General features: G+C 62.2%; 19 protein-coding genes and 1 tRNA gene. 13 read left to right on the top strand and 7 right to left on the bottom strand.

The annotated features are described in order from the left end of the window. Positions 1-22: 22 nt before the first annotated feature. Entirely contained in the window at positions 23-502 is a 480-nt protein-coding gene (gene smpB, locus AC1D1N_RS20260) for an SsrA-binding protein SmpB (RefSeq protein ID WP_025583626.1), read from the bottom strand. Positions 503-527: 25 nt separating this feature from the next. After that, a complete protein-coding gene (gene dapA, locus AC1D1N_RS20255; protein WP_477350599.1) occupies positions 528-1,409 on the bottom strand; it encodes a 4-hydroxy-tetrahydrodipicolinate synthase in 882 nt (293 codons plus the stop codon). 245 nt (positions 1,410-1,654) lie between these two features. Here dapA and AC1D1N_RS20250 point away from each other — a divergent pair, with 245 nt between their 5' ends. After that, a complete protein-coding gene (locus AC1D1N_RS20250) occupies positions 1,655-3,688 on the top strand; it encodes a lytic transglycosylase domain-containing protein (RefSeq protein ID WP_477350597.1) in 2,034 nt (677 codons plus the stop codon). Between the two features lie 258 nt (positions 3,689-3,946). After that, positions 3,947-4,846 (top strand): alpha/beta fold hydrolase, encoded by a 900-nt coding sequence (locus tag AC1D1N_RS20245; RefSeq protein ID WP_477350595.1) that lies wholly within the window; start codon positions 3,947-3,949, stop codon positions 4,844-4,846. A 59-nt stretch (positions 4,847-4,905) separates the two neighbouring features. Here the strand turns inward: AC1D1N_RS20245 and AC1D1N_RS20240 are convergent, their stop codons facing one another. Together AC1D1N_RS20240 and AC1D1N_RS20235 are read right to left on the bottom strand one after the other, a co-directional pair. Continuing rightward, complete coding sequence (locus AC1D1N_RS20240) at positions 4,906-5,928, bottom strand: tyrosine-type recombinase/integrase (protein ID WP_477350593.1); 1,023 nt, start codon at positions 5,926-5,928, stop codon at positions 4,906-4,908. A gap of 289 nt (positions 5,929-6,217) precedes the next feature. Beyond that, positions 6,218-7,399 (bottom strand): porin, encoded by a 1,182-nt coding sequence (locus tag AC1D1N_RS20235; RefSeq protein ID WP_477350591.1) that lies wholly within the window; start codon positions 7,397-7,399, stop codon positions 6,218-6,220. Positions 7,400-7,862: 463 nt separating this feature from the next. On the opposite strand from AC1D1N_RS20235, the gene AC1D1N_RS20230 reads away from it, so the two are divergent. The 4 genes from AC1D1N_RS20230 (at position 7,863) to AC1D1N_RS20215 (ending at position 11,117) form a co-directional block, all read left to right on the top strand. Then, positions 7,863-7,953 (top strand) — tRNA-Ser (locus tag AC1D1N_RS20230). Beyond that, on the top strand, positions 7,926-8,438 hold the full coding sequence (locus tag AC1D1N_RS20225; RefSeq protein ID WP_477350589.1) for a GIY-YIG nuclease family protein: 513 nt from the start codon (positions 7,926-7,928) through the stop codon (positions 8,436-8,438). Before AC1D1N_RS20230 ends, AC1D1N_RS20225 begins: the two co-directional genes overlap by 28 nt. Before the next feature lie 123 nt (positions 8,439-8,561). After that, the gene (locus AC1D1N_RS20220; RefSeq protein WP_477350587.1) at positions 8,562-9,737 is read left to right on the top strand and encodes a porin; all 1,176 of its coding nucleotides are present in this window, start codon (positions 8,562-8,564) and stop codon (positions 9,735-9,737) included. 267 nt (positions 9,738-10,004) lie between these two features. Then, on the top strand, positions 10,005-11,117 hold the full coding sequence (locus tag AC1D1N_RS20215; protein WP_477350585.1) for a pyridoxal phosphate-dependent aminotransferase: 1,113 nt from the start codon (positions 10,005-10,007) through the stop codon (positions 11,115-11,117). A gap of 68 nt (positions 11,118-11,185) precedes the next feature. Here AC1D1N_RS20215 and AC1D1N_RS20210 read toward each other — a convergent pair whose 3' ends face one another. Beyond that, complete coding sequence (locus AC1D1N_RS20210; protein ID WP_477350583.1) at positions 11,186-11,722, bottom strand: MarR family winged helix-turn-helix transcriptional regulator; 537 nt, start codon at positions 11,720-11,722, stop codon at positions 11,186-11,188. 196 nt (positions 11,723-11,918) lie between these two features. On the opposite strand from AC1D1N_RS20210, the gene AC1D1N_RS20205 reads away from it, so the two are divergent. The 3 genes from AC1D1N_RS20205 (at position 11,919) to AC1D1N_RS20195 (ending at position 14,055) form a co-directional block, all read left to right on the top strand. Continuing rightward, on the top strand, positions 11,919-12,203 hold the full coding sequence (locus AC1D1N_RS20205) for an acylphosphatase (RefSeq protein WP_192256866.1): 285 nt from the start codon (positions 11,919-11,921) through the stop codon (positions 12,201-12,203). Positions 12,204-12,278: 75 nt separating this feature from the next. Next, positions 12,279-12,923, top strand: a complete 645-nt coding sequence (locus tag AC1D1N_RS20200) for a TetR/AcrR family transcriptional regulator (protein WP_477350581.1) — start codon at positions 12,279-12,281, stop codon at positions 12,921-12,923. Then, entirely contained in the window at positions 12,892-14,055 is a 1,164-nt protein-coding gene (locus AC1D1N_RS20195; RefSeq protein WP_352584925.1) for an isovaleryl-CoA dehydrogenase, read from the top strand. The genes AC1D1N_RS20200 and AC1D1N_RS20195 overlap by 32 nt, the downstream gene beginning before the upstream one ends. Here the strand turns inward: AC1D1N_RS20195 and AC1D1N_RS20190 are convergent. Together AC1D1N_RS20190 and AC1D1N_RS20185 are read right to left on the bottom strand one after the other, a co-directional pair. Continuing rightward, positions 14,052-14,420 (bottom strand): type II toxin-antitoxin system HicB family antitoxin, encoded by a 369-nt coding sequence (locus tag AC1D1N_RS20190; protein WP_192256663.1) that lies wholly within the window; start codon positions 14,418-14,420, stop codon positions 14,052-14,054. The two genes, AC1D1N_RS20195 and AC1D1N_RS20190, sit on opposite strands and share 4 nt — an antisense overlap. After that, positions 14,417-14,671, bottom strand: coding sequence for a type II toxin-antitoxin system HicA family toxin (locus AC1D1N_RS20185; RefSeq protein ID WP_192256661.1), 255 nt, complete (start codon positions 14,669-14,671; stop codon positions 14,417-14,419). Before AC1D1N_RS20185 ends, AC1D1N_RS20190 begins: the two co-directional genes overlap by 4 nt. A 105-nt stretch (positions 14,672-14,776) precedes the next feature. Here AC1D1N_RS20185 and AC1D1N_RS20180 point away from each other — a divergent pair, with 105 nt between their 5' ends. The 4 genes from AC1D1N_RS20180 to AC1D1N_RS20165 all read left to right on the top strand — a co-directional run bounded on the left by AC1D1N_RS20180 (position 14,777) and on the right by AC1D1N_RS20165 (position 19,425). Then, on the top strand, positions 14,777-16,384 hold the full coding sequence (locus AC1D1N_RS20180; protein WP_477350579.1) for a carboxyl transferase domain-containing protein: 1,608 nt from the start codon (positions 14,777-14,779) through the stop codon (positions 16,382-16,384). A 1-nt stretch (position 16,385) separates the two neighbouring features. Then, entirely contained in the window at positions 16,386-16,916 is a 531-nt protein-coding gene (locus AC1D1N_RS20175) for an O-acetyl-ADP-ribose deacetylase (RefSeq protein ID WP_477350577.1), read from the top strand. Positions 16,917-17,036: 120 nt separating this feature from the next. Beyond that, on the top strand, positions 17,037-17,414 hold the full coding sequence (locus AC1D1N_RS20170) for a hypothetical protein (protein ID WP_112564227.1): 378 nt from the start codon (positions 17,037-17,039) through the stop codon (positions 17,412-17,414). Positions 17,415-17,463: 49 nt separating this feature from the next. Then, positions 17,464-19,425, top strand: a complete 1,962-nt coding sequence (locus AC1D1N_RS20165; RefSeq protein ID WP_477350575.1) for an acetyl/propionyl/methylcrotonyl-CoA carboxylase subunit alpha — start codon at positions 17,464-17,466, stop codon at positions 19,423-19,425.

Below are 19,425 nucleotides of genomic sequence, written 5' to 3'. Positions count from 1 at the left end.
TAAGGCTATTCTCCGAGGCCCCTCACCCACGTTCCTTGAGAAGCCGGCCCTTCTCGCGCGACCAGTCGCGCTGTTTTTCGGTTTCGCGCTTGTCGTGCAGTTTCTTGCCGCGGCCGACGGCGAGCAGCAGCTTGGCGCGGCCCTGGTCGTTGAAATAAATCTTCAGCGGCACCAGCGTCATGCCTTCGCGCTCAATGCTTTGCGACAGTTTTGCCATCTCGCGCTTGTTGAGCAGCAGCTTGCGGCGCCGGCGCGGCTCATGGTTGAAGCGGTTGGCTTGCAGATATTCCGGCAGATAGGAATTGATCAGCCAGATCTCGCCGCCTTCGACCGAGGCGTAACTGTCCTGGATGTTGGCCTGGCCCTGGCGCAAAGACTTGACCTCGGTGCCGGTCAGCACCAGGCCGGCCTCTACCGTGTCGAGCACCTCATAGGAAAACCGCGCCTTGCGGTTTTCCGCAACGGTCTTGTTGTTGGGATCGGCTTTTCTGACTTGATTCATGATGCGGAGAGGTGGCGCCTCATCCTCAATTTATCAAGCCGGCGTGCTTCATCGCCGCATCGATCTTCTCGGCGGTCGATGCCTCGATCGTCACCAGCGGCGAGCGCACAACGTTCTCGACCTTGCCAATCTTCGACAGCGCGTATTTGACGCCGCACAGGCCGGGCTCGAGGAAGATGGCCTTGTGCAGCGGCAACAGACGGTCCTGCAACTCCAGTGCCTTGGCGCTGTCGCCGGACAGCGTGGCCTGCTGGAACTCGGCGCACAGCCTGGGCGCGACATTCGACGTCACCGAGATGCAGCCGACGCCGCCATGGGCGTTGAAGCCGAGGGCAGAGGCATCCTCGCCCGAAAGCTGGATGAACTCCTTGCCGCAGGTGGCGCGCTGTTCGGACACACGCTCGACCTTGCCGGTGGCATCCTTGACGCCGACGATGTTCTTGAAGTCGTGCGCCAGCCGGCCCATCGTGTCGGGCATCATGTCGATGACCGAGCGCGGCGGGATGTTGTAGATGATGATCGGCAGGCTGGTCGCCCGGGCGACGGCCGCGAAATGCTCGTAGAGGCCGCGCTGCGTCGGCTTGTTGTAATAGGGCGTGACGACCAATGCCGCGTCGGCGCCCGCCTGCTCGGCATATTGCACCAGACCGACCGCTTCCGCGGTATTGTTGGAGCCGGCGCCGGCGACGACAGGCACCCTGCCCTTGGCGACCTCGATGCAGACCTTGACGACATGGCGATGCTCGTCGTGCGACAGCGTCGGCGACTCGCCGGTGGTGCCGACCGGGACGAGGCCCGTGGTGCCCTCTGCGAGTTGCCACTCGACGAAAGCGCGAAAGGCTTTCTCGTCGAAACGCCCGCTCTTTTCGAACGGTGTCACGAGCGCAGTAAGCGAGCCTCTCAGCATATCGTCCAACTCCTTGGGACTTTTCGGTTTCTTGGTGTGTTTAGCGTCGGCGCCTTCTAGCCGAAAGCGAAGCCGCGCACCATAGTCTCGACACTGTTGCGCGGCAAGCATGCCGATGGTGCCAGCAAGCGCAATTCGAACGGCCTCGATAACCCTTTGTTTACGGGCTCTTCACGACCTAAGTCTAGGCTCTCAGGCACCTGGGCTTGCCATTTAAAGTGCCGCAACAGGGAAAGATCAGGATCATGCCGGCCAGTCGGCCCCGCCGCTTCGTATTGCTTGGCGCCGTTGCCCTGCTGATGGTGGGGACGGCGGCAAACGAGAGCGTCGATGAGCAGACTACCTCGTCGATCCCGATGCCTGGCCTGCAGGACGGCGCGCAGACTGATGCGCCCTCCGCCAGTATCGTCGTGTTGAAAGGCGGTCTCGACGCGTTGGCGACCGGCGATATTGCCGCGGCACGAGCCGTGCGCGAGACATTACCGGCCAATTCGCTCGACCGCCATATCCTGGCCTGGGCGATCGCGCTCTATGGCGGCGACCGTGTGCCGAGCAGCGAGATTGCCGATACCGCAAAGATGTTGCCGACCTGGCCGGGCACCATCGCCTTGCGCAAGAACAGCGAGCGCGCGCTCTACCGCGAAAGCCCGTCACCGCAGACCGTGGTGAAAGCCTTTGACGGCAGCCAACCGCTGACCTTTGAAGGCGTGGTGATCCTGGCTCGCTCCTATGTGGCGCTTGGCAACATCAAAGCGGCGCTCTCGGTGCTGACGCCGTTCTGGCGCACCGAGAAACTGGAAGCGAAGGATGAGGCGTCCGTCATCAAGGAGTTTGGCGCCATCATCCCGGCTGCCGACCATCGTTTCCGCATGGAACGGATGTTTTATGCCGACCGGGAGAATTCAGCGCTGCGGGTCGCAGCGCTTGCCGGCGCGCAACCGCTGGCCGATGCCTGGGCCGCCGCCTCGCGTGGTGACAAGACCACGGCCAAGCTGTTGAAAGCAGTGCCTGCGGCGCAGCAATCGGCCGGCTATTTCTTCGCGCAAGCCGAATATCTGCGCAAGCAGCGGAAGTTTGCGGATGCCGCCGCATTGGTGATGAAAGCGCCAACCGATCGTGACGCGCTGGTCGACCCCGATGCCTGGTGGGTCGAGCGCCGCGTGTTGTCGCGCGCACTGGTCGACCAGGGCGACTGGAAGACTGCCTACAAGATCGTTGCCGCGCATGCCGCCGAAAGCCCCGTCAGTGCCGCCGAGGCTGAATTCCACGCCGGCTGGTATGTGCTGCGCGGCCTCAACGATCCCGCGACGGCCTCGACCCATTTTGCCCGCATCGCCGACCTCGCGCAGGGGCCGATGTCTCTGTCGCGCGCCTATTACTGGCTTGGCCGCGCGGCGGAAGTCGGCGGCCCCGGCGATGCGAAGACCTATTTCACCAAGGCGGCCGCCTATGGCACCACTTTCTACGGGCAGTTGGCGGCGGAACGGGTTGGTCTGCGCACGCTGAACATCGTCTATCCCGAGCCAAGCACCGCAGACCGCCAAAGCTTTGACGGACGCGAAGCGGTCAGCGCCATCAAGCGGCTGCAGGAGGCGGGCTATGACCGCTATGCCGAGACGCTCTACCGCGACCTCGCCGGACAGTTGACCAGCCCCGGCGAACTGGCGCTGCTGGCCGTGCTGGCGGAAAAGCAGGGCAACCATTTCATGGCGCTGAAGGTTGGCAAGATCGCCGGCGCGCGCGGCATCGATGTCGGCGCGCTGTCGCATCCGCTGGGCGTCATTCCCGACACCGCCGACATTTCCGGCTCGGGCAAGGCGCTGGCCTACGCCATCGCCCGTCAGGAAAGCGAGTTCAATGTCGGCGCCGTCTCCAGCGCCGGCGCGCGCGGCCTGTTGCAGCTGATGCCGGGCACCGCCAAACAATTGGCCAAGAAGGCTGGACTGACCTTCTCTCAGGATCGGTTGACCAGCGATGCCGGCTATAATGCGACGCTGGGCGCGGCCTTCCTGGGCGAACAGCTCGACCGCTTCGGCGGCTCCTATGTGCTGACCTTCGCCGGCTACAATGCCGGCCCCAACCGCGCCGCCCAATGGGTGTCGAAGTATGGCGACCCGCGCGGCAAGGGCATCGATGCCGTCGTCGACTGGATCGAGCGGATTCCGTACACGGAAACAAGAAGTTACGTACAGCGCGTGATGGAGAATTACGAAGTCTACAAGATGCGCATTTCGGGCAAGTACGACATTGTCGGCGACCTGGTGAACGGGCGGAGTTGAGGCTCGGCAAGCCCTGCCCTTGCGGGGGAGATGCCTGGCAAGGAAGAGGGGGTGCTATCCCTCGGCCTATCAGCCAATTCATTGGCTCATTCCCGGCGGCAACGATTCAGACCAGCATTCCTTCACACCCCCCTCTGACCTGCCGGCCATCTCCCCCGCAAGGGGGGAGATCAGCAGCTTCAACGTCGCGCTCTCCATTTGACCATCCCTGCCCTCGCCTGTAGCTGTCCGGATCAGTCCAGCAAGGTCGAGGATTCGATGTCCGGCGAGCCGAATTTTTCCAATTTCTTCTACACCGCGCCAGACGGGCTCAAGCTTCACGCTCGCATCTACGGTGGGGCAAATTCTGGCCATTGGCCGGTCGTCTGCCTGCCCGGCCTGACCCGCAACGCGCGCGACTTTCATGAACTTGCGCTCTATCTGTCGCGGCGGGCCGACCATCCGCGCAAGGTCATCGCCTTCGACTATCGCGGCCGTGGCCAATCGGCCTATGACCCTGAAATCGGCCACTACAATGTCGGCATCGAGGCCGGCGACATTCTCGCCGGGCTCGCGGCGCTCGACATCGCGGAAGCGGCCTTCATCGGCACGTCGCGCGGCGGGCTGATCATCCATGTGCTCGGCGCGCTGCGGCCAGCCGTGCTGAAAGCCATTGTGCTCAACGATATTGGCCCGGTGATCGAAGCGAATGGGCTCGCTCATATCCGCACCTATCTCGATCCCTCGCCGAAACCGAAGAGCCGCGCTGAGGCGATCGAGGCCCAACGCAGCGCCCATGGCGGTGACTTTCCCGCGCTGGCCGCGGCGGATTGGGAACGGATGGTGTCGGCTCTCTATCGCGAGACGGATCAGGGGCTGCTGCCGGATTTCGACCCAAGGCTGGTCGAGACGCTGGCGGGTGTCGACTTCAGCAAGCCGCTGCCGGATCTGTGGCCGCAGTTCGAAGCGCTGGCGGCCATACCTTCGCTTGCCATACGTGGCGCCAACTCGAAACTTTTGTCGGTGGAGACGTTCGAAGAGATGGGCAAGCGCCATCCCGGGATGGAAGCGATCACCGTCGACGGCCAGAGCCACGCGCCCTTCCTGGAGACAGGCGATCTGCCCGGCGCCATCGCAGCTTTCCTGGACAAGGCGGAAAACACAGCTCTAACAAAGTAAACCCCAAGATCAAACAGGATCCTGGGGTTACCTTTTCAGTATATGAAAGCTCGGCGGAACTATTTGGCTTTCGAGCTTTTCCTGGGCGCCTTGGCCGCTTTCGCCGCGGCCGCTTCGCCCTTTTGCGTCGGCGCTGCCGTTGAAGGCGTGGTCAGCGGCGATGCGAACACCGAGCCCTCGCCGGACAGGCCCTCGCCGCGAGGCGTCTCCAGCACGACGACGCAGCCGTCGAGATCGTTGGTTGCCAGATGCGCATAGCGCATGGTCATCGAAAGGGTCTGGTGGCCGAGCCACATCTGCACGCGCCGGATGTCGATGCCACCCTGGACCAGACGCGAAGCGCAGGTGTGGCGCAAGATGTGCGGCACCACCTGGTCGTCGGCGCCGAGACCGACTTCGGCTTTGGCATCGTTCCAGATGGCGCGAAATTGTGCCTGGCTGAGTTTGGTGAACGGACCCTTGGGCCTGCGACCCTCTGAGGGTGGCAGTTTGATGACCTCTTTGACCCGTTCGGTCATCGGAATGGTGCGGCTGCGGCCGGATTTGGTGATCCAGAACGAGACGCGGTGTTCCTGGATGTCGTTCCAGATCAGCCCGAGCGCTTCGCCGAGGCGGCAGCCGGTGTCGACGAGAAAGACCGAAAGCCTATAGGCATCTTCGTTACGGCTCTTGATGGCGGCGAACAACCTTGCCTCTTCGTCCCTTTCGAGGAAACGAATCCGTCCCGCCCGCTCCTTCTGGCGGCGGAACTCGGGCAGGCTGTGGATATCCCCCATCTTGTAAGCCTTGCGCAGCAGTTTGCTGAGGGCAGCCATCTTTCGATTGATGGTTGCGTTGCTGTTGCCGCGCTGGCGCAAGGTGCCGATAAGGTTGTCGAGGGTGCTCTGGTCGAAGGCGCTGAACCGTTCTCCGAGGAGAATCTCGTCTATTTCGCCGATGAAGGAGCTGACATTGTACTTATGCCGCCCGTCATCCCAGAGTATGTCCCGGTATGCTGAAAAAAGCTCTCCGACCCTGTGCGACTTTACTTCTCTGATCTTGTTGTAACTGTATTTTATCTTCGAGGTTTGAGAAGAGAACATTGAGAAATGTTCGGAGGAGTCACCCTCTTGTATCGCGTCGATGGTCATCAAATGCCACACCCCCGAGTGGATAGAGTCAGACCTACCCGCTTGGAAGCGTCCTTTCAAGAGATTTAATCACGCAGTTGTGAATTCATCCGCCCATCAGCGGATCCCACGAACTCACCCTTACGGACTATTCAGCTGCCGATTCCCCCTGTTCCTTCTGCTTGTCTTGGCCCAGTCACGAAACAAAACAGCCCGGGCGTTGAAGCGCCCGGGCTGGTATTCACCTAACTAAAGCCAGCCCTTAGAACGAGCGCTGGAAGCGGAGCATGCCGCCGATGGCGTCGTCGCCATCAGTAATACCGGTCCAGTTGTGGTTCAGGCCATCGGCCTGGTCGATCGAGCCTGCATTGACGTAGTCGACTTCGGCCGTGACCGTCAGGCCCGGGACAACGTCGTAGGCGATGTTCGCGGCGATGCCGAGGTTCTCACCTTCGTCATACGAGACCTGGGCGTTGAACGAGGTCTTCTCGTTGATGGTGTAAGTGCCACCACCCCAGACTGCCCAGTTGCCATCCCACTGCTTGAAGAAGCCGCGGCCGCCAGCCGGGAAGTTATAGGTCGGGTCCGTGTAGTTGTCGTCGGTGCCGTAGCCGCCCATGATGAAGAGCGACAGGTTCTGCATCGGGGTGATGTCCAAACGAACCTTGCCGGCGACTTCTTCATAGTTGCTGTCGTAAGCGATGACGCCGGTGATGGCGCCCCAGCCCTGCGTGTACTTCACGCCGCCGACGACATGCGGAACGTAGCTGTCGATCGTGCCGACGCCGTAGACATTAGCAGTGCCGGCGCCCGCGCCTTCTTCGAGCGAGATCACGGCGGAGAAGCCGTTGCCAGCGTCGAAGTAGTACTGGATGACGTTGGTGTCGAAATCGCCGTAGGGAACGAGCGTATCCTGGATGACGTTGCCGGCGTAGCCGATGAACGTATTGAAGGCCGATTCGTCCTTACCGACGCGCAGGCCACCGAGCTGAATCCACGCGAAGTTCAGCGAAACACCGGTGCCGCCAGCAGCGTTGACCTCACCGACCGCGCCAGAATCACGGTTGTTGTTCTGGAAGTTGAAGCGGGTCTCGGTGTAGGTCTTCAAGGTGCCGAGCTCGGTTTCCTGGCCGGTCCAGGTCTTCAGCGAGAAGCGGGCCTTCTTGTAGTAGGTGTCGTTGCTGCTGCCGTCCTCAGTATCGGTGGACGTCGCACCATCGAACGAACCGACGTCGCCGACGCCGATGTCGTAACGGACATAGCCGCCGATGCGCAGGCAGGTTTCGGTGCCGGGGATGTAGAAGTAGCCCGAGCCGTAAACGTCGCAAATCTTGACGTATTCAGCCGGTTCCGGCTCGGCGACGACGACGGCGTCGGCGGCGCGCGCACCGGAAACTGCGATCAGGGCCGCAGCGGAGCCGAGAAGAAGGCTCTTGATGTTCATTTTCTGACCTCCAGTCAAAAGTTAAAAAACGGGTCTGGGTATTCTTTGCTGAAGGACAGCGTTCCCTGCCCCATCCCCACTACCGAAAAAGATGCGCACCGCGCCGCTCCTTCGAATTCGACATTACCCATGAGGCGGCGGCGTTCAACCACGATCGTACCGGCAAAAGGGCTGACCGGACGCTATCCCCCGGCGTTGTTGCACAAATGACACGATTTGGCCTCAGTCAGAAAGCTCTCGTTAACTATCGAAGGGTCCGGAAGCCTTGGCCTGGGCCTCGAAATGCGGCCGAATCCGGCAATCGCCGGCCTAAAATGCGGCTCCGTCGCCGACTCGCCGGCCAAGGAGCTGCCGCAGAATCGCCGCATGCAAAGGGGCTGCTGCGGCCAAATCCGGATTTTTCACGGATAATGGCGCCGGCTTGTTGATTGTGCCGGCGCTTTTCTTTATCCACCGGCGCAACGGAGAGGTGGCCGAGTGGTCGAAGGCGCTCCCCTGCTAAGGGAGTAGAGGTCAAAAGCTTCTCGTGGGTTCGAATCCCATCCTCTCCGCCATCCTGCTTCGCGCTGCGCGCTTCGCAGGACAAGCCCAGCGAATCCTTCTCAGCGCGAAGCAGGATGCCCTCCGAAGCCTTGGCGAAGGAGGCCCGGCCGTGTGGTATGTGGTATGTGGTATGTGGTATGTGTTACGTGCTGCACAGCATAAAGCCAGAGAATCTCTTGTAAAAATAGAGTTGGCAGTAGCCTTTGCGCGAAGCAGGATGCCATCCGAAGCCTCGGCAAAGGAGGGCTGGCTCGTGTGGTACGTGTATCTTCTGGAGAGCGAGATTACAGAAGGCGAGCGCTATTTTGGCATTACGTCGGACCTGAAACGACGGCTTGCTGAGCACAATGCGGGAAAATCCAGCCATACATCCAGGTTCCTGCCATGGCGGATCGTCACCCATATGGCCTTCTCAAACCAGGCCAAGGCAGCTTCTTTCGAGCGCTATCTCAAATCCGGTTCGGGGCACGCTTTCGCCAGCAAACGCCTGTGGTGATGAACGCGCGCCGCCGCAAAATCCAACGCTTTTCCAAGAAAATATAGCAATAACAAATCATTATCACGAAAATGCGGGCCGCAGTGCCCATGATTTTGTTCGATTCTGACTGGAGGTCAGAAAATGAACATCAAGAGCCTTCTTCTCGGCTCCGCTGCGGCCCTGATCGCAGTTTCCGGTGCGCGCGCCGCCGACGCCGTCGTCGTCGCCGAGCCGGAACCGGCTGAATACGTCAAGATTTGCGACGTTTACGGCTCGGGCTACTTCTACATCCCCGGCACCGAAACCTGCCTGCGCATCGGCGGCTATGTCCGCTACGACATCGGCGTCGGCGACGTCGGCTCGTTCGATGGTGCCAGGTCCTTCGATCATAAGGACGGCGACGAGCAGGATACCTTCTACAAGAACGCCCGTTTCACGCTGAAGACCTGGACCGGCCAGGAAACCGAGCTCGGCACCTTGAAGACCTACACCGAGACCCGCTTCAACTTCGGCAACCGCAACGGCTACCCGTCGGCAGACGATCCGGCAACGGAAGCAGATGAATTCAACTCCAACCCTGCCGGCAACAAGAACGTTTCTCTGAACTTCGCGTGGATCCAGCTCGGTGGCCTTCGCGTCGGTAAGGACGAATCGGCCTTCGATACGTTCATCGGCTACGCCGGCAACGTCATCCAGGATACGCTCGTTCCCTACGGCGATTTCGACACCAACGTCGTCCAGTACTACTTCGATGCCGGCAACGGTTTCTCGGCCGTGGTCTCGCTCGAAGAAGGCTCGGGCACCGTCGGCACCATCGACAGCTACGTTCCGCATGTCGTCGGCGGCGTGAAGTACACGCAGGGCTGGGGCGCCATCACCGGCGTCGTCGCTTATGACAGCAACTATGAGGAAGTCGCCGGCAAGGTTCGTTTGGACATCACCCCGATGCAGAACCTGTCGCTCTTCATCATGGGCGGCTACGGCACCGATGACAACCTCACGGATCCGAACTACGCGATCGACGCCGGTGGCCGCGGCTTCTACAAGCAGTGGGGCGGCAACTGGGCATTCTGGGGTGGTGGCACTTACACCATCAACGAGAAGACCTCGTTCAACCTCCAGGTGTCATATGACGACTGGAAGAACCTCGGCGTCGCCGCGAACATCGCCTACGATGTGGTTCCCGGCTTCACGGTCACGGCTGAAGTCGACTACCTCAATGCAGGCAAGTTCGACGACGCCGACTTCTCCAACTGGACCAACGCCGACAAGAAGAGCAGCGTCGGCGGTCTCCTCCGCTTCCAGCGCTCGTTCTAACAGGCAGAGCCTGACTCAAAATCGAACCCGGCGGGCAACCGCCGGGTTTTTCTTTTGAAGCATTCTTCGCCGTAGTGATTGGGTGATTGGGCTGCGGTGCGGACCTTCAGAAGTTGGAAGCTCAACCGGCGGCTAGGTCAGAGAGCCGTGACTGCCCTGTGCCGATTTCGTCTTAGGTGTCCTGGCCACTATTTCCAGGTGCGTCAGAACTTGCACCAACTGACCCAGCACGCTAGCAAGAAGGCCCTTTTCGAGTGAGCCTTTGCGATGCGCCAGCGCCCTGCCCTCACGCCGCTCGTCGGCGCGCTTCCCTCTACGGTGCCGTTTGTCGGCCCTGAAGCGCAGGAACGCGAGCGCGGCCGCCCGTTTCGTGCCCGCATCGGCGCCAATGAGAGCAGTTTCGGGCCTTCGCCGCGCGTTATTGCGCGCATGGAGAGCGTCGCGCGTGACCAGTGGATGTATTGCGACCCCGACAATTACGATCTGAAGCAGGCCGCGGCCCGCCATCTCGGCGTTAGTGCCGAAAACGTGGTGGTGGGCGAAGGCATAGACGGCCTGCTCAGCCTGGTGGCGCGCATGTATGCGGCGCCCGGCGACGCGGTGGTCACCTCGCTCGGCGCCTACCCGACATTCAACTTTCACATTGCCGGCGTCGGCGGCCGACTGGTCACGGTGCCTTACGAGAACGACAAGGAAAGTCTGGACGGCCTGCTGGCTGCGGTCGTCAGGGAAAAAGCGCCGCTGGTCTATCTCTCCAATCCCGACAATCCGATGGGCAGCTGGTGGGCCGCGAGCGATATCTCCCGCTTCATCGAAGCCTTGCCGGAAACCACCATGCTGGTGCTCGACGAGGCCTATGGCGAGTTGGGGCCGGCCTCGGCACTGCCGCCGATCGATGTCGCGCGGCCCAATGTCATCCGCATGCGCACCTTCTCCAAGGCCTACGGGCTGGCCGGCATTCGCTGCGGTTACGCGGTGGCGGAGGCCGAGGTGATCCGGGATTTCGAGAAGATCCGCAACCATTACGGCGTCAGCCGCATGGCGCAGATCGCCGGCGTCGAGGCGCTTGCCGATCAGGACTGGCTGCGCAGCGTGGTGGCACGGGTCGCTGCCGGGCGCACACGCATAGCCGGGACTGCCGAGACAAACGGACTGAAGCCGCTGCCGTCAGCGACCAATTTCGTCACCATAGACTGTGGCCGGGACGGCGCCTTCGCGCTGAAGGTGCTGCAAAACCTGTTGTCGCGCGACGTCTTCATCCGCAAGCCTATGGCGCCAGGGCTCGACCGCTGCATCCGGGTCAGTGTCGGCCTCGATCATGAGCTCGACATCTTTGCCGAGGAACTGCCCGGCGCGCTGGCGGCAGCGCGCGGGAACTAGACCGGCCGCTGCCATCGGCATGTGGCGACGGGCACGACGCTGCGGGCGAACCAGCCGGCAGACCGGCATCACCTTGCAGCCGGCAGAGCCCGCGATTCCTTGCCGCCACCACCGAGCAGCCGCGTGACCCGCTTCAGCGCATCTGAAAGCTCGGCGGCTTCATCATCGGCGAGGCCGGCGGTCAGACAGGCGAGATCACGATTCGCCGCTGCCTGAAGTGTGGCCAGCGCGACACTGCCCCGGGCCGTCAGCGACAGGATCCGCCTGCGCCCATCGTCCGGATCGGCACGCAGTTCGGTCAGGCCGGCGGCCGTGAATTTTCGCAGGATCCGCATGAGGTGGGCCGGCGGGAGTTGGAGTTCGCCGGCAAGGGCCGATGCAACCGGCGCAAGATCGAGATGGAACGCCCTCGCCAAAAATCCCGGTTCGCCGCCGGGGCCAGCAAAAACGCCAGCTGGCCGGTGGCCGAGTTCGAACAGCACCCTGGCTTCGACCAAAGTGTAGGCGCTCTGCATCAGCGTCTCATCGAGCAGCCCGACCCGGCATGTGTAGAACCTGTTGAAGCCGCGCATCTCGGCAACCAACGCATCTCGATGGGCTGGCATGTCGGCCACCTCTCCCGGAAGATTTCCGCAATGCCCGATCTTCATCGAATTAGTTGATTTAGTCAACTATTTGCTGGACGATGCCATTCATCTCGAAGGTGTGAGCCGGGTTCCCGTCGATCCAGCAACAATCCAGCCGTTCAAGCCTGTTGCTTTCGTTCGATCCTGCGCCAGACTCTGTGCATGGGAGATAACGATGGATGACCAGCAAAAGGCGGTACAGGCGCGCGTCCACGGCAAGGTGCAAGGCGTCGGCTACCGGGTCTGGGCGCGACGCGAAGCGATAGAGCTTGGCCTCGTAGGTTGGGTTCGCAATGAACGGGACGGCACCGTGACGGCCTGGATTGCCGGTGGCGATGCCGCGGTTTCGACAATGATCGAACGGCTACGGCAAGGACCAAGCGGAGCTTCGGTTTCAAAGGTCGAGACCGAGGAATTCGAACTCCGCGACGCCCCCATCGACTTTCGGATCATCGTATAGACGATACGATTCCCGACTGCCCACTTGAATTAATTGAACGTTCGTTTTATTCTTGCGCGACACTGGGAGGCATTCATGGCGCGCACCACCGGATCCGATGGTGAAAAGACGGAAGCCGCCGTCCGCGAGGCGGCGGTCAGCCTGATCGCACGCTTAGGCTACGAAGCGATGTCGATGCGCCAGCTCGCCGCCGAAGTCGGCGTCCAGGCGGCCGCGCTCTACCGCTATTTCCCTACCAAGGAAGACCTTCTGTTCACGCTGATGCGCGAGCATATGGAAGGGCTGATCAAAGCTTGGGACGCCGCACGTCCCGATGCCGCCGATCCGACGACGCGGCTGGCCGCCTATGTCGAAAACCACATCGCCTTCCACATCGAGCGCCGCCACTCCACCCATGTCTCGAACATGGAATTGCGCAGCCTCTCGCATGAACGGCTGACGCAGATCCTGCGCATGCGCACCGCCTATGAGAAGGAGTTGCGCGCCATCCTGCGCGACGGCGCGGAGGCCGGCACCTTCAGCATCGACGACACCGGGCTCACTGCCATGGCGCTGATCCAGATGATGACCGGCGTGATCGTCTGGTTCCGCCCGGGCGAGCGGCTGTCGATGGCTGAAGTCACGGCGACATATCTTTCAATGACAATGCGCCTGGTTGGCGCGAAGATCGGTTTCGGGGAGGAACGGCATGTACACGAACACGCTCAGCTTCGGGCATGACGAAGACATCGAGGCGCTGCGCGACCTGGTGCGGCGCTTTGCCCAGGAGAAAATAGCGCCGATTGCCGCCGAGATCGACCGCAGCAATCAATTCCCCATGCATCTGTGGAAAGAACTCGGCGCGCTCGGCCTGCTCGGCATTACCGCCGATCCCGATTTCGGCGGCAGCGGCATGGGCTATCTCGCCCATGTGATCGCGGTGGAAGAGATTTCCCGTGCCTCGGCCTCGATCGGCCTCTCCTACGGCGCCCATTCGAACCTCTGCGTCAACCAGATCAACCGCTGGGCGACACCGGCGCAGAAGGAGAAATATCTGCCGGCGCTGTGCTCGGGTGAAAAGGTCGGCGCGCTGGCAATGTCGGAATCCGGCGCCGGCTCCGACGTCGTCTCGCTCAAGCTGCGCGCCGAAAAACGCAACGACCGCTATGTGCTCAACGGCTCGAAGATGTGGATCACCAACGGTCCCGACGCCGAAACGCTGGTGGTCTACGCCAAGACCGATCCGGAGCGGAAATCGCGCGGCATCACCGCCTTCATCGTCGAAAAGAAGATGGCTGGCTTTTCGACGGCGCAAAAGCTGGACAAGCTCGGCATGCGCGGCTCCAACACCGGCGAACTGGTATTCGACAATGTCGAGGTTCCCTACGACAACGTGCTGCATGAGGAAGGGCGTGGCGTCGAGGTGCTGATGTCCGGCCTCGACTATGAGCGCACCGTGCTCGCCGGCGGACCGATCGGACTGATGGCGGCGTGCCTGGATGTCGCGATCCCCTATGTGCACGAGCGCAAGCAGTTCGGCCAGCCGATCGGCGAGTTCCAGCTGGTGCAAGGCAAGCTGGCCGACATGTATTCGACGATGAACGCCGCGCGCGCCTATGTCTATGCGGTGGCTGCCGCCTGCGATCGCGGCCAGACGACGCGCAAGGATGCCGCCGGCTGCGTGCTGTTTGCCGCGGAGAAGGCGACGCTGATGGCGCTCGACGCCATCCAGTTGCTCGGCGGCAACGGCTACATCAACGACTATCCGACCGGCCGGCTGTTGCGCGACGCCAAGCTCTACGAGATCGGCGCCGGCACCAGCGAGATCCGCCGCTGGCTGATCGGACGCGAGATCATGGCGGAGGGGGTTTAGTGCGTGCGGGTTCGGACTTTTGTCGAACCTTGGTCGACCCGCTTGCGGGCGACTTCGGCAAGCGTGTCCGACACCCACTGATTGATCGATTTGCCGTCGCTGGCGGCGGCCTTGCCCAGGAGCGCATGAATCTCTGGTGTCGTGCGCAAAGCGAGCTTGCCCGAGTACGGCTTCTGAGGATCAGCACCACGCTCCTTGCAAAAAGCAAGATAGTCGTCGACGCTGCCTTGAAAAGCCTTCACCAATTGCTCTGCAGTCTCGGCTTCAAAAGTGACGATGTCGCGAATGCCAAGGACGCGACCATGGAACACCATGTCCTCATCGTCGAACTCGATCGATCCGGCATAACCCTTGTAAAGTTTCATGGCCCTATTCCAACATTGGTCAAAAATTCCCGGATGTCCCTGATTGCCCATCGCTTGGTGTCGGGCGATGGATGGGGGCGGTGCAGGAACAGTGTCTGGTCGGCGATGGTGAACCTCACTCGTGAGCCGCTGCCTTCCGAGACTTCGGCTCCAAGCGCCACCAGCAATGCCTCGACATCGCGCCATTTGATCGAAGCGCTGACCGGATTCGCAAATATCTTGTCTAGTGTCTGCCGGTGCGCAGCTTTCATGACTTTCCGCCCTCCCCAAATTGAATACCGTGGTAGTCGGCTCCTCTCGGGTTAGGGCGAGAGCCCATAGTGATACTAAAATATGATATCACAAAAGGTTCGTCAATGGCCACTCTAGCCTCTCAGATCTCGCCCTCCTCCGAAACCTTCCGCGCCAATGCCGAGCGCATGCGGGCACTGGTCGTCGACATCGCCGACAAGGCCGCCAGCGTCGAGCGCGGTGGTTCGGACGAGGCGCGCGAGCGCCATGTTTCGCGCGGGAAGCTGTTGCCGCGCGAGCGGCTGGCGCAATTGCTCGATACCGGCTCGCCCTTCCTCGAAATCGGGCAGTTCGCGGCATGGTCGATGTATGGCGAGGAGATTTCCTCGGCCGGCATGATCGCCGGTGTCGGCCGTGTTGAAGGAACCGAAGTGATGGTCGTCGTCAACGACGCCACGGTGAAGGGCGGCACCTATTACCCGCTGACGGTGAAGAAGCATTTGCGGGCGCAGGAGATCGCGCTGCAGAACAATCTGCCTTGCATCTATCTGGTCGACAGCGGCGGCGCCAATCTGCCCAACCAGGACGAGGTGTTTCCCGACCGCGAGCATTTCGGCCGCATCTTCTACAACCAGGCCAACATGTCGGCGGCCGGCATCCCGCAGATCGCCTGCGTCATGGGCTCGTGCACGGCGGGCGGCGCCTACGTGCCGGCAATGTCGGACGAGACGATCATGGTGCGCAATCAGGCGACCATTTTTCTTGGCGGCCCGCCGCTGGTGAAAGCTGCCACTGGCGAAGACGTCAGCGCCGAGGATCTGGGCGGCGCCGATGTGCACACCAGGTTGTCGGGCGTCGCCGACCACTACGCGCTGGACGACGAACATGCGCTGGCCATCTGCCGGCGCATTGTGAAAAACCTCAACCGGCGCAAGAGTGTAAGCCTGACCTTACAGAAACCCACGCCGCCACTTCACGACGCGCGGGAACTCTACGGCATCGTGCCGACCGATCTGCGCCAGCCCTATGATGTGCGCGAGGTGATTGCGCGCGTCGTCGACGGCTCGGAGTTCGACGAGTTCAAGCAGAATTACGGCACCACGCTGGTCACCGGCTTTGCCCATCTCCAGGGCATGCCCGTCGGCATCATCGCCAACAATGGCGTGTTGTTTTCGGAAAGCGCGCTGAAGGGCGCGCATTTCATCGAGCTGTGCTGCCAGCGCAAGATTCCGCTGATCTTCCTGCAAAACATCACCGGCTTCATGGTCGGGCGAAAGTACGAGGCCGGCGGCATCGCCAAGGACGGCGCCAAGCTGGTGATGGCGGTCGCTACCGCGCGCGTGCCGAAGGTGACGATGATCATCGGCGGTTCGTTCGGCGCCGGCAATTACGGCATGTGCGGGCGCGCCTATTCGCCACGCTTCCTGTGGATGTGGCCGAACGCCCGCATTTCGGTGATGGGCGGCGAACAGGCAGCAACCGTGCTGGCGGTGGTCAAGCGCGAGGGCATCGAGCGCAAGGGCGGCGAGTGGAGCGCAGACGAGGAAGCAAAATTCAAGAAGCCGATCCTGATGAAATACGAGCACGAGGGCCATCCGCTTTATTCCTCGGCACGGCTGTGGGACGACGGCATCATCGATCCGGCGAAAACACGCGAGGTGCTGGCGCTCAGCCTGTCGGCCGCGCTCAACGCCGACATCGAAGAAACGAAGTTCGGCGTGTTCAGGATGTGAGATGAGCACGCTCGGCCAACGCATCAGCATCCACACCGGCGACATCACCAGGCTTGCGGTCGATGCCATCGTCAATGCCGCCAATTCCTCGCTGCTTGGCGGCGGCGGTGTCGACGGCGCGATTCACCGCGCGTCCGGCCCGGAGCTCGAATTCGAATGCCGGATGCTCAATGGCTGCAAGGTCGGCGATGCAAAGCTCACAAAGGGCTACAGGCTGCCGGCGCGCTACATCATCCACACGGTCGGACCTGTCTGGCAAGGTGGCGGCAAGGGCGAGGCTGGCCTGCTCGCTTCCTGCTATCGCCGGTCGCTTGAAATTGCGCATACTCATGATTGCCTGACGGTGGCGTTTCCGGCGATCTCGACCGGCATCTACCGCTATCCGAAGAATGAGGCGGCAAACATTGCCGTCGGCACAGCAAGCGACTTCCTGCAACAGAACGTCCTGCCCGAGACGGTTGTTTTCTGCTGCTTCGACGACCAGACCGCCGAACTATACCGGCAGGCCGTTGCTGGCGTTGGGGAACGCTGAACTTCATGGCGCCGAACGATCCTCGCTGCCGGCAATTGCCAATATCCACCGCCGAGCTGGCGAGGGGACAAAATATTCGCTATTGCTCGTCCTGCATTGGGCAATTGGGGGTGGTTGGAAATGTATCTGCAATATTACCGCAAAGCGGCCGTCTCGATACTTGCGGGATTTCTAATATTCTCGGCACCCAGCAGCGGTGCTGCGGGATCGCTGGCGGGAAAGATCGGCGACAAGCGGTTTTCTCCGACCTTGTCGCTCGATCCGAAGGAAGCGTGCTACAAAGCCTATCTCGCCTATATCGCAGCGGGCGGCCATTCGGCCTACGCCACGACGTTCTATTCGCGCGTAGTCGATCTTCACATTTTCTGCAGCGCGAAGCTGAACGCGCCTTCGCAGAAGGCCGCGGAGGATATGGCATTGCGTGCCTGTCAGAGCGCCTTCACCAGGTGGAAGGTCAAGACCGCGAGCGGCGGTTGCGCGATCGCGATGTCGAAGTAAGCCGGCGGCCGCCAGACTGGCGCCGCCCGAGGCAAACTCTGGAGGCTCCATGTTCGCCAAGATCCTGATCGCCAATCGCGGCGAGATCGCCTGCCGTGTGATCCGCACCGCGCGCAGGCTCGGTGTGCGCACCGTCGCCGTCTATTCCGACGCCGATGCCAAGGCCATGCATGTCGAAATGGCCGACGAGGCGGTGCATATCGGCGCTTCGCCCGTCGGCGAAAGCTATCTGCGCGGCGACAAGATTGTCGCGGCCGCGCTGGCGACCGGCGCCGAAGCAATTCATCCCGGCTACGGCTTTCTCTCGGAAAACCCCGACTTCGTCGATCAGGTGGTGGCGGCAGGGCTCACCTTCATCGGCCCCTCGGCCGCCTCGATCCGCGCCATGGGTCTGAAGGACGCGGCCAAACGGCTGATGGAAAAGGCCGGCGTGCCGGTCGTGCCGGGCTATCATGGCGAGGCGCAGGAGATCGTGCTCCTGGCGTCCAAGGCGCGCGAGATCGGCTATCCCGTGCTGATCAAGGCGCGCGCCGGCGGCGGTGGCAAGGGCATGCGCCGCGTCGAGCATCCCGACGATTTCTCCGAGGCATTGTCGGGTGCACGGCGTGAGGCCAAGGCCGCGTTTGGCGATGACCGCGTGCTGGTCGAAAAATATGTCGACAAGCCGCGCCACATCGAGGTCCAGGTGTTCGGCGACAATTTTGGCAACGCCGTGCATCTGTTTGAGCGCGACTGCTCGGCGCAGCGCCGCCACCAGAAGGTGATCGAGGAAGCGCCGGCGCCCGGCATGACACCGGCGTTGCGCAAGGCGATGACGGAAGCGGCGGTCAAGGCCGCCAAGGCGATCAGCTATTCGGGCGCCGGCACGATCGAATTTATCGTCGACGCCTCGCAAGGGCTGGAGGCCGACCGCTTCTGGTTCATGGAAATGAACACCCGCCTGCAGGTCGAACATCCCGTTACCGAAATGGTCACAGGCACCGACCTGGTCGAGTGGCAGCTGCGGGTGGCCAGCGGTGAAAAGCTGCCGAAGACGCAGAGCGAGATAACGCTGTCCGGCCACGCCTTCGAGGCGCGCATCTATGCCGAGGACGCGGCGAAAGGGTTTCTGCCGGCGACCGGCACGCTGCATCATCTGGCGTTTCCCGACAGCGGCCCCGAAGGCGCCGCGATGCGCATCGAGACCGGCGTGCGGGCCGGCGATGCGATCTCGCCCTTCTACGATCCAATGATCGCCAAGCTGGTGGTCCACGCCAAGGACAGGCGAGCGGCGCTCGACGCGCTCGGCACAGCGTTGTCGCAGACCGAGATTGCCGGCTCGACCGTCAACACAGCCTTTCTCGCGGCACTTGCCGCCGACACCGACTTTTCCGCCGGCGACGTCGATACCGGCCTGATCGGCAGGCATCAGGAAGCGCTGACCATGGTTGCGCCGCCGACAGGAGAGACCATCGCCGCGGCAGCCCTTGCCGCGGCCGGCGCCGGTGCGTTGCCGCCATCCGACGATCCGTGGTCGTCGCTTGCCGGCTATGCGCATTTCCACACTGTTGCTCGGCGCACACGGCTGCGCCATGGCGAGGACGATATTCTGGCGCGTATTTCAGTGCGGCCGGACGGGCGCTTCGAGGTGGCGCTGGATGCGCCCTATGACAGCGTCAACTCGCACGATCTTCGCGCTGCCCCTCGTCTTGCCCGCTGGCCAGGCCACGTGACCGTGTTCGAAGGCGCGGTCGGCTACAGTTTCCTCGTCCCGGATCCGCTGGCGCGAACCGACGAGGCCGCCGCCGCTTCCGGCAGTCTGCGCGCGCCGATGCCCGGCCTGGTCAAGCTGGTGCGCGCGGCCAAAGGCGAAGCCGTGACCAAGGGCCAGCCTCTGCTGATCCTGGAAGCGATGAAGATGGAGCACACGATCTCGGCCAGCCATGACGGCGTCATCGCCGAGATTGCAGCGGAAGGCGCGCAGGTCACCGACGGAACCGTGCTGGTGCGTTTCGTTGAAGAGGCTGCATAG

The sequence above is a fragment of the Mesorhizobium sp. P2_B5 genome (genome assembly GCF_056404775.1).
This window is presented reverse-complemented; position numbering and strand designations above follow the sequence as displayed.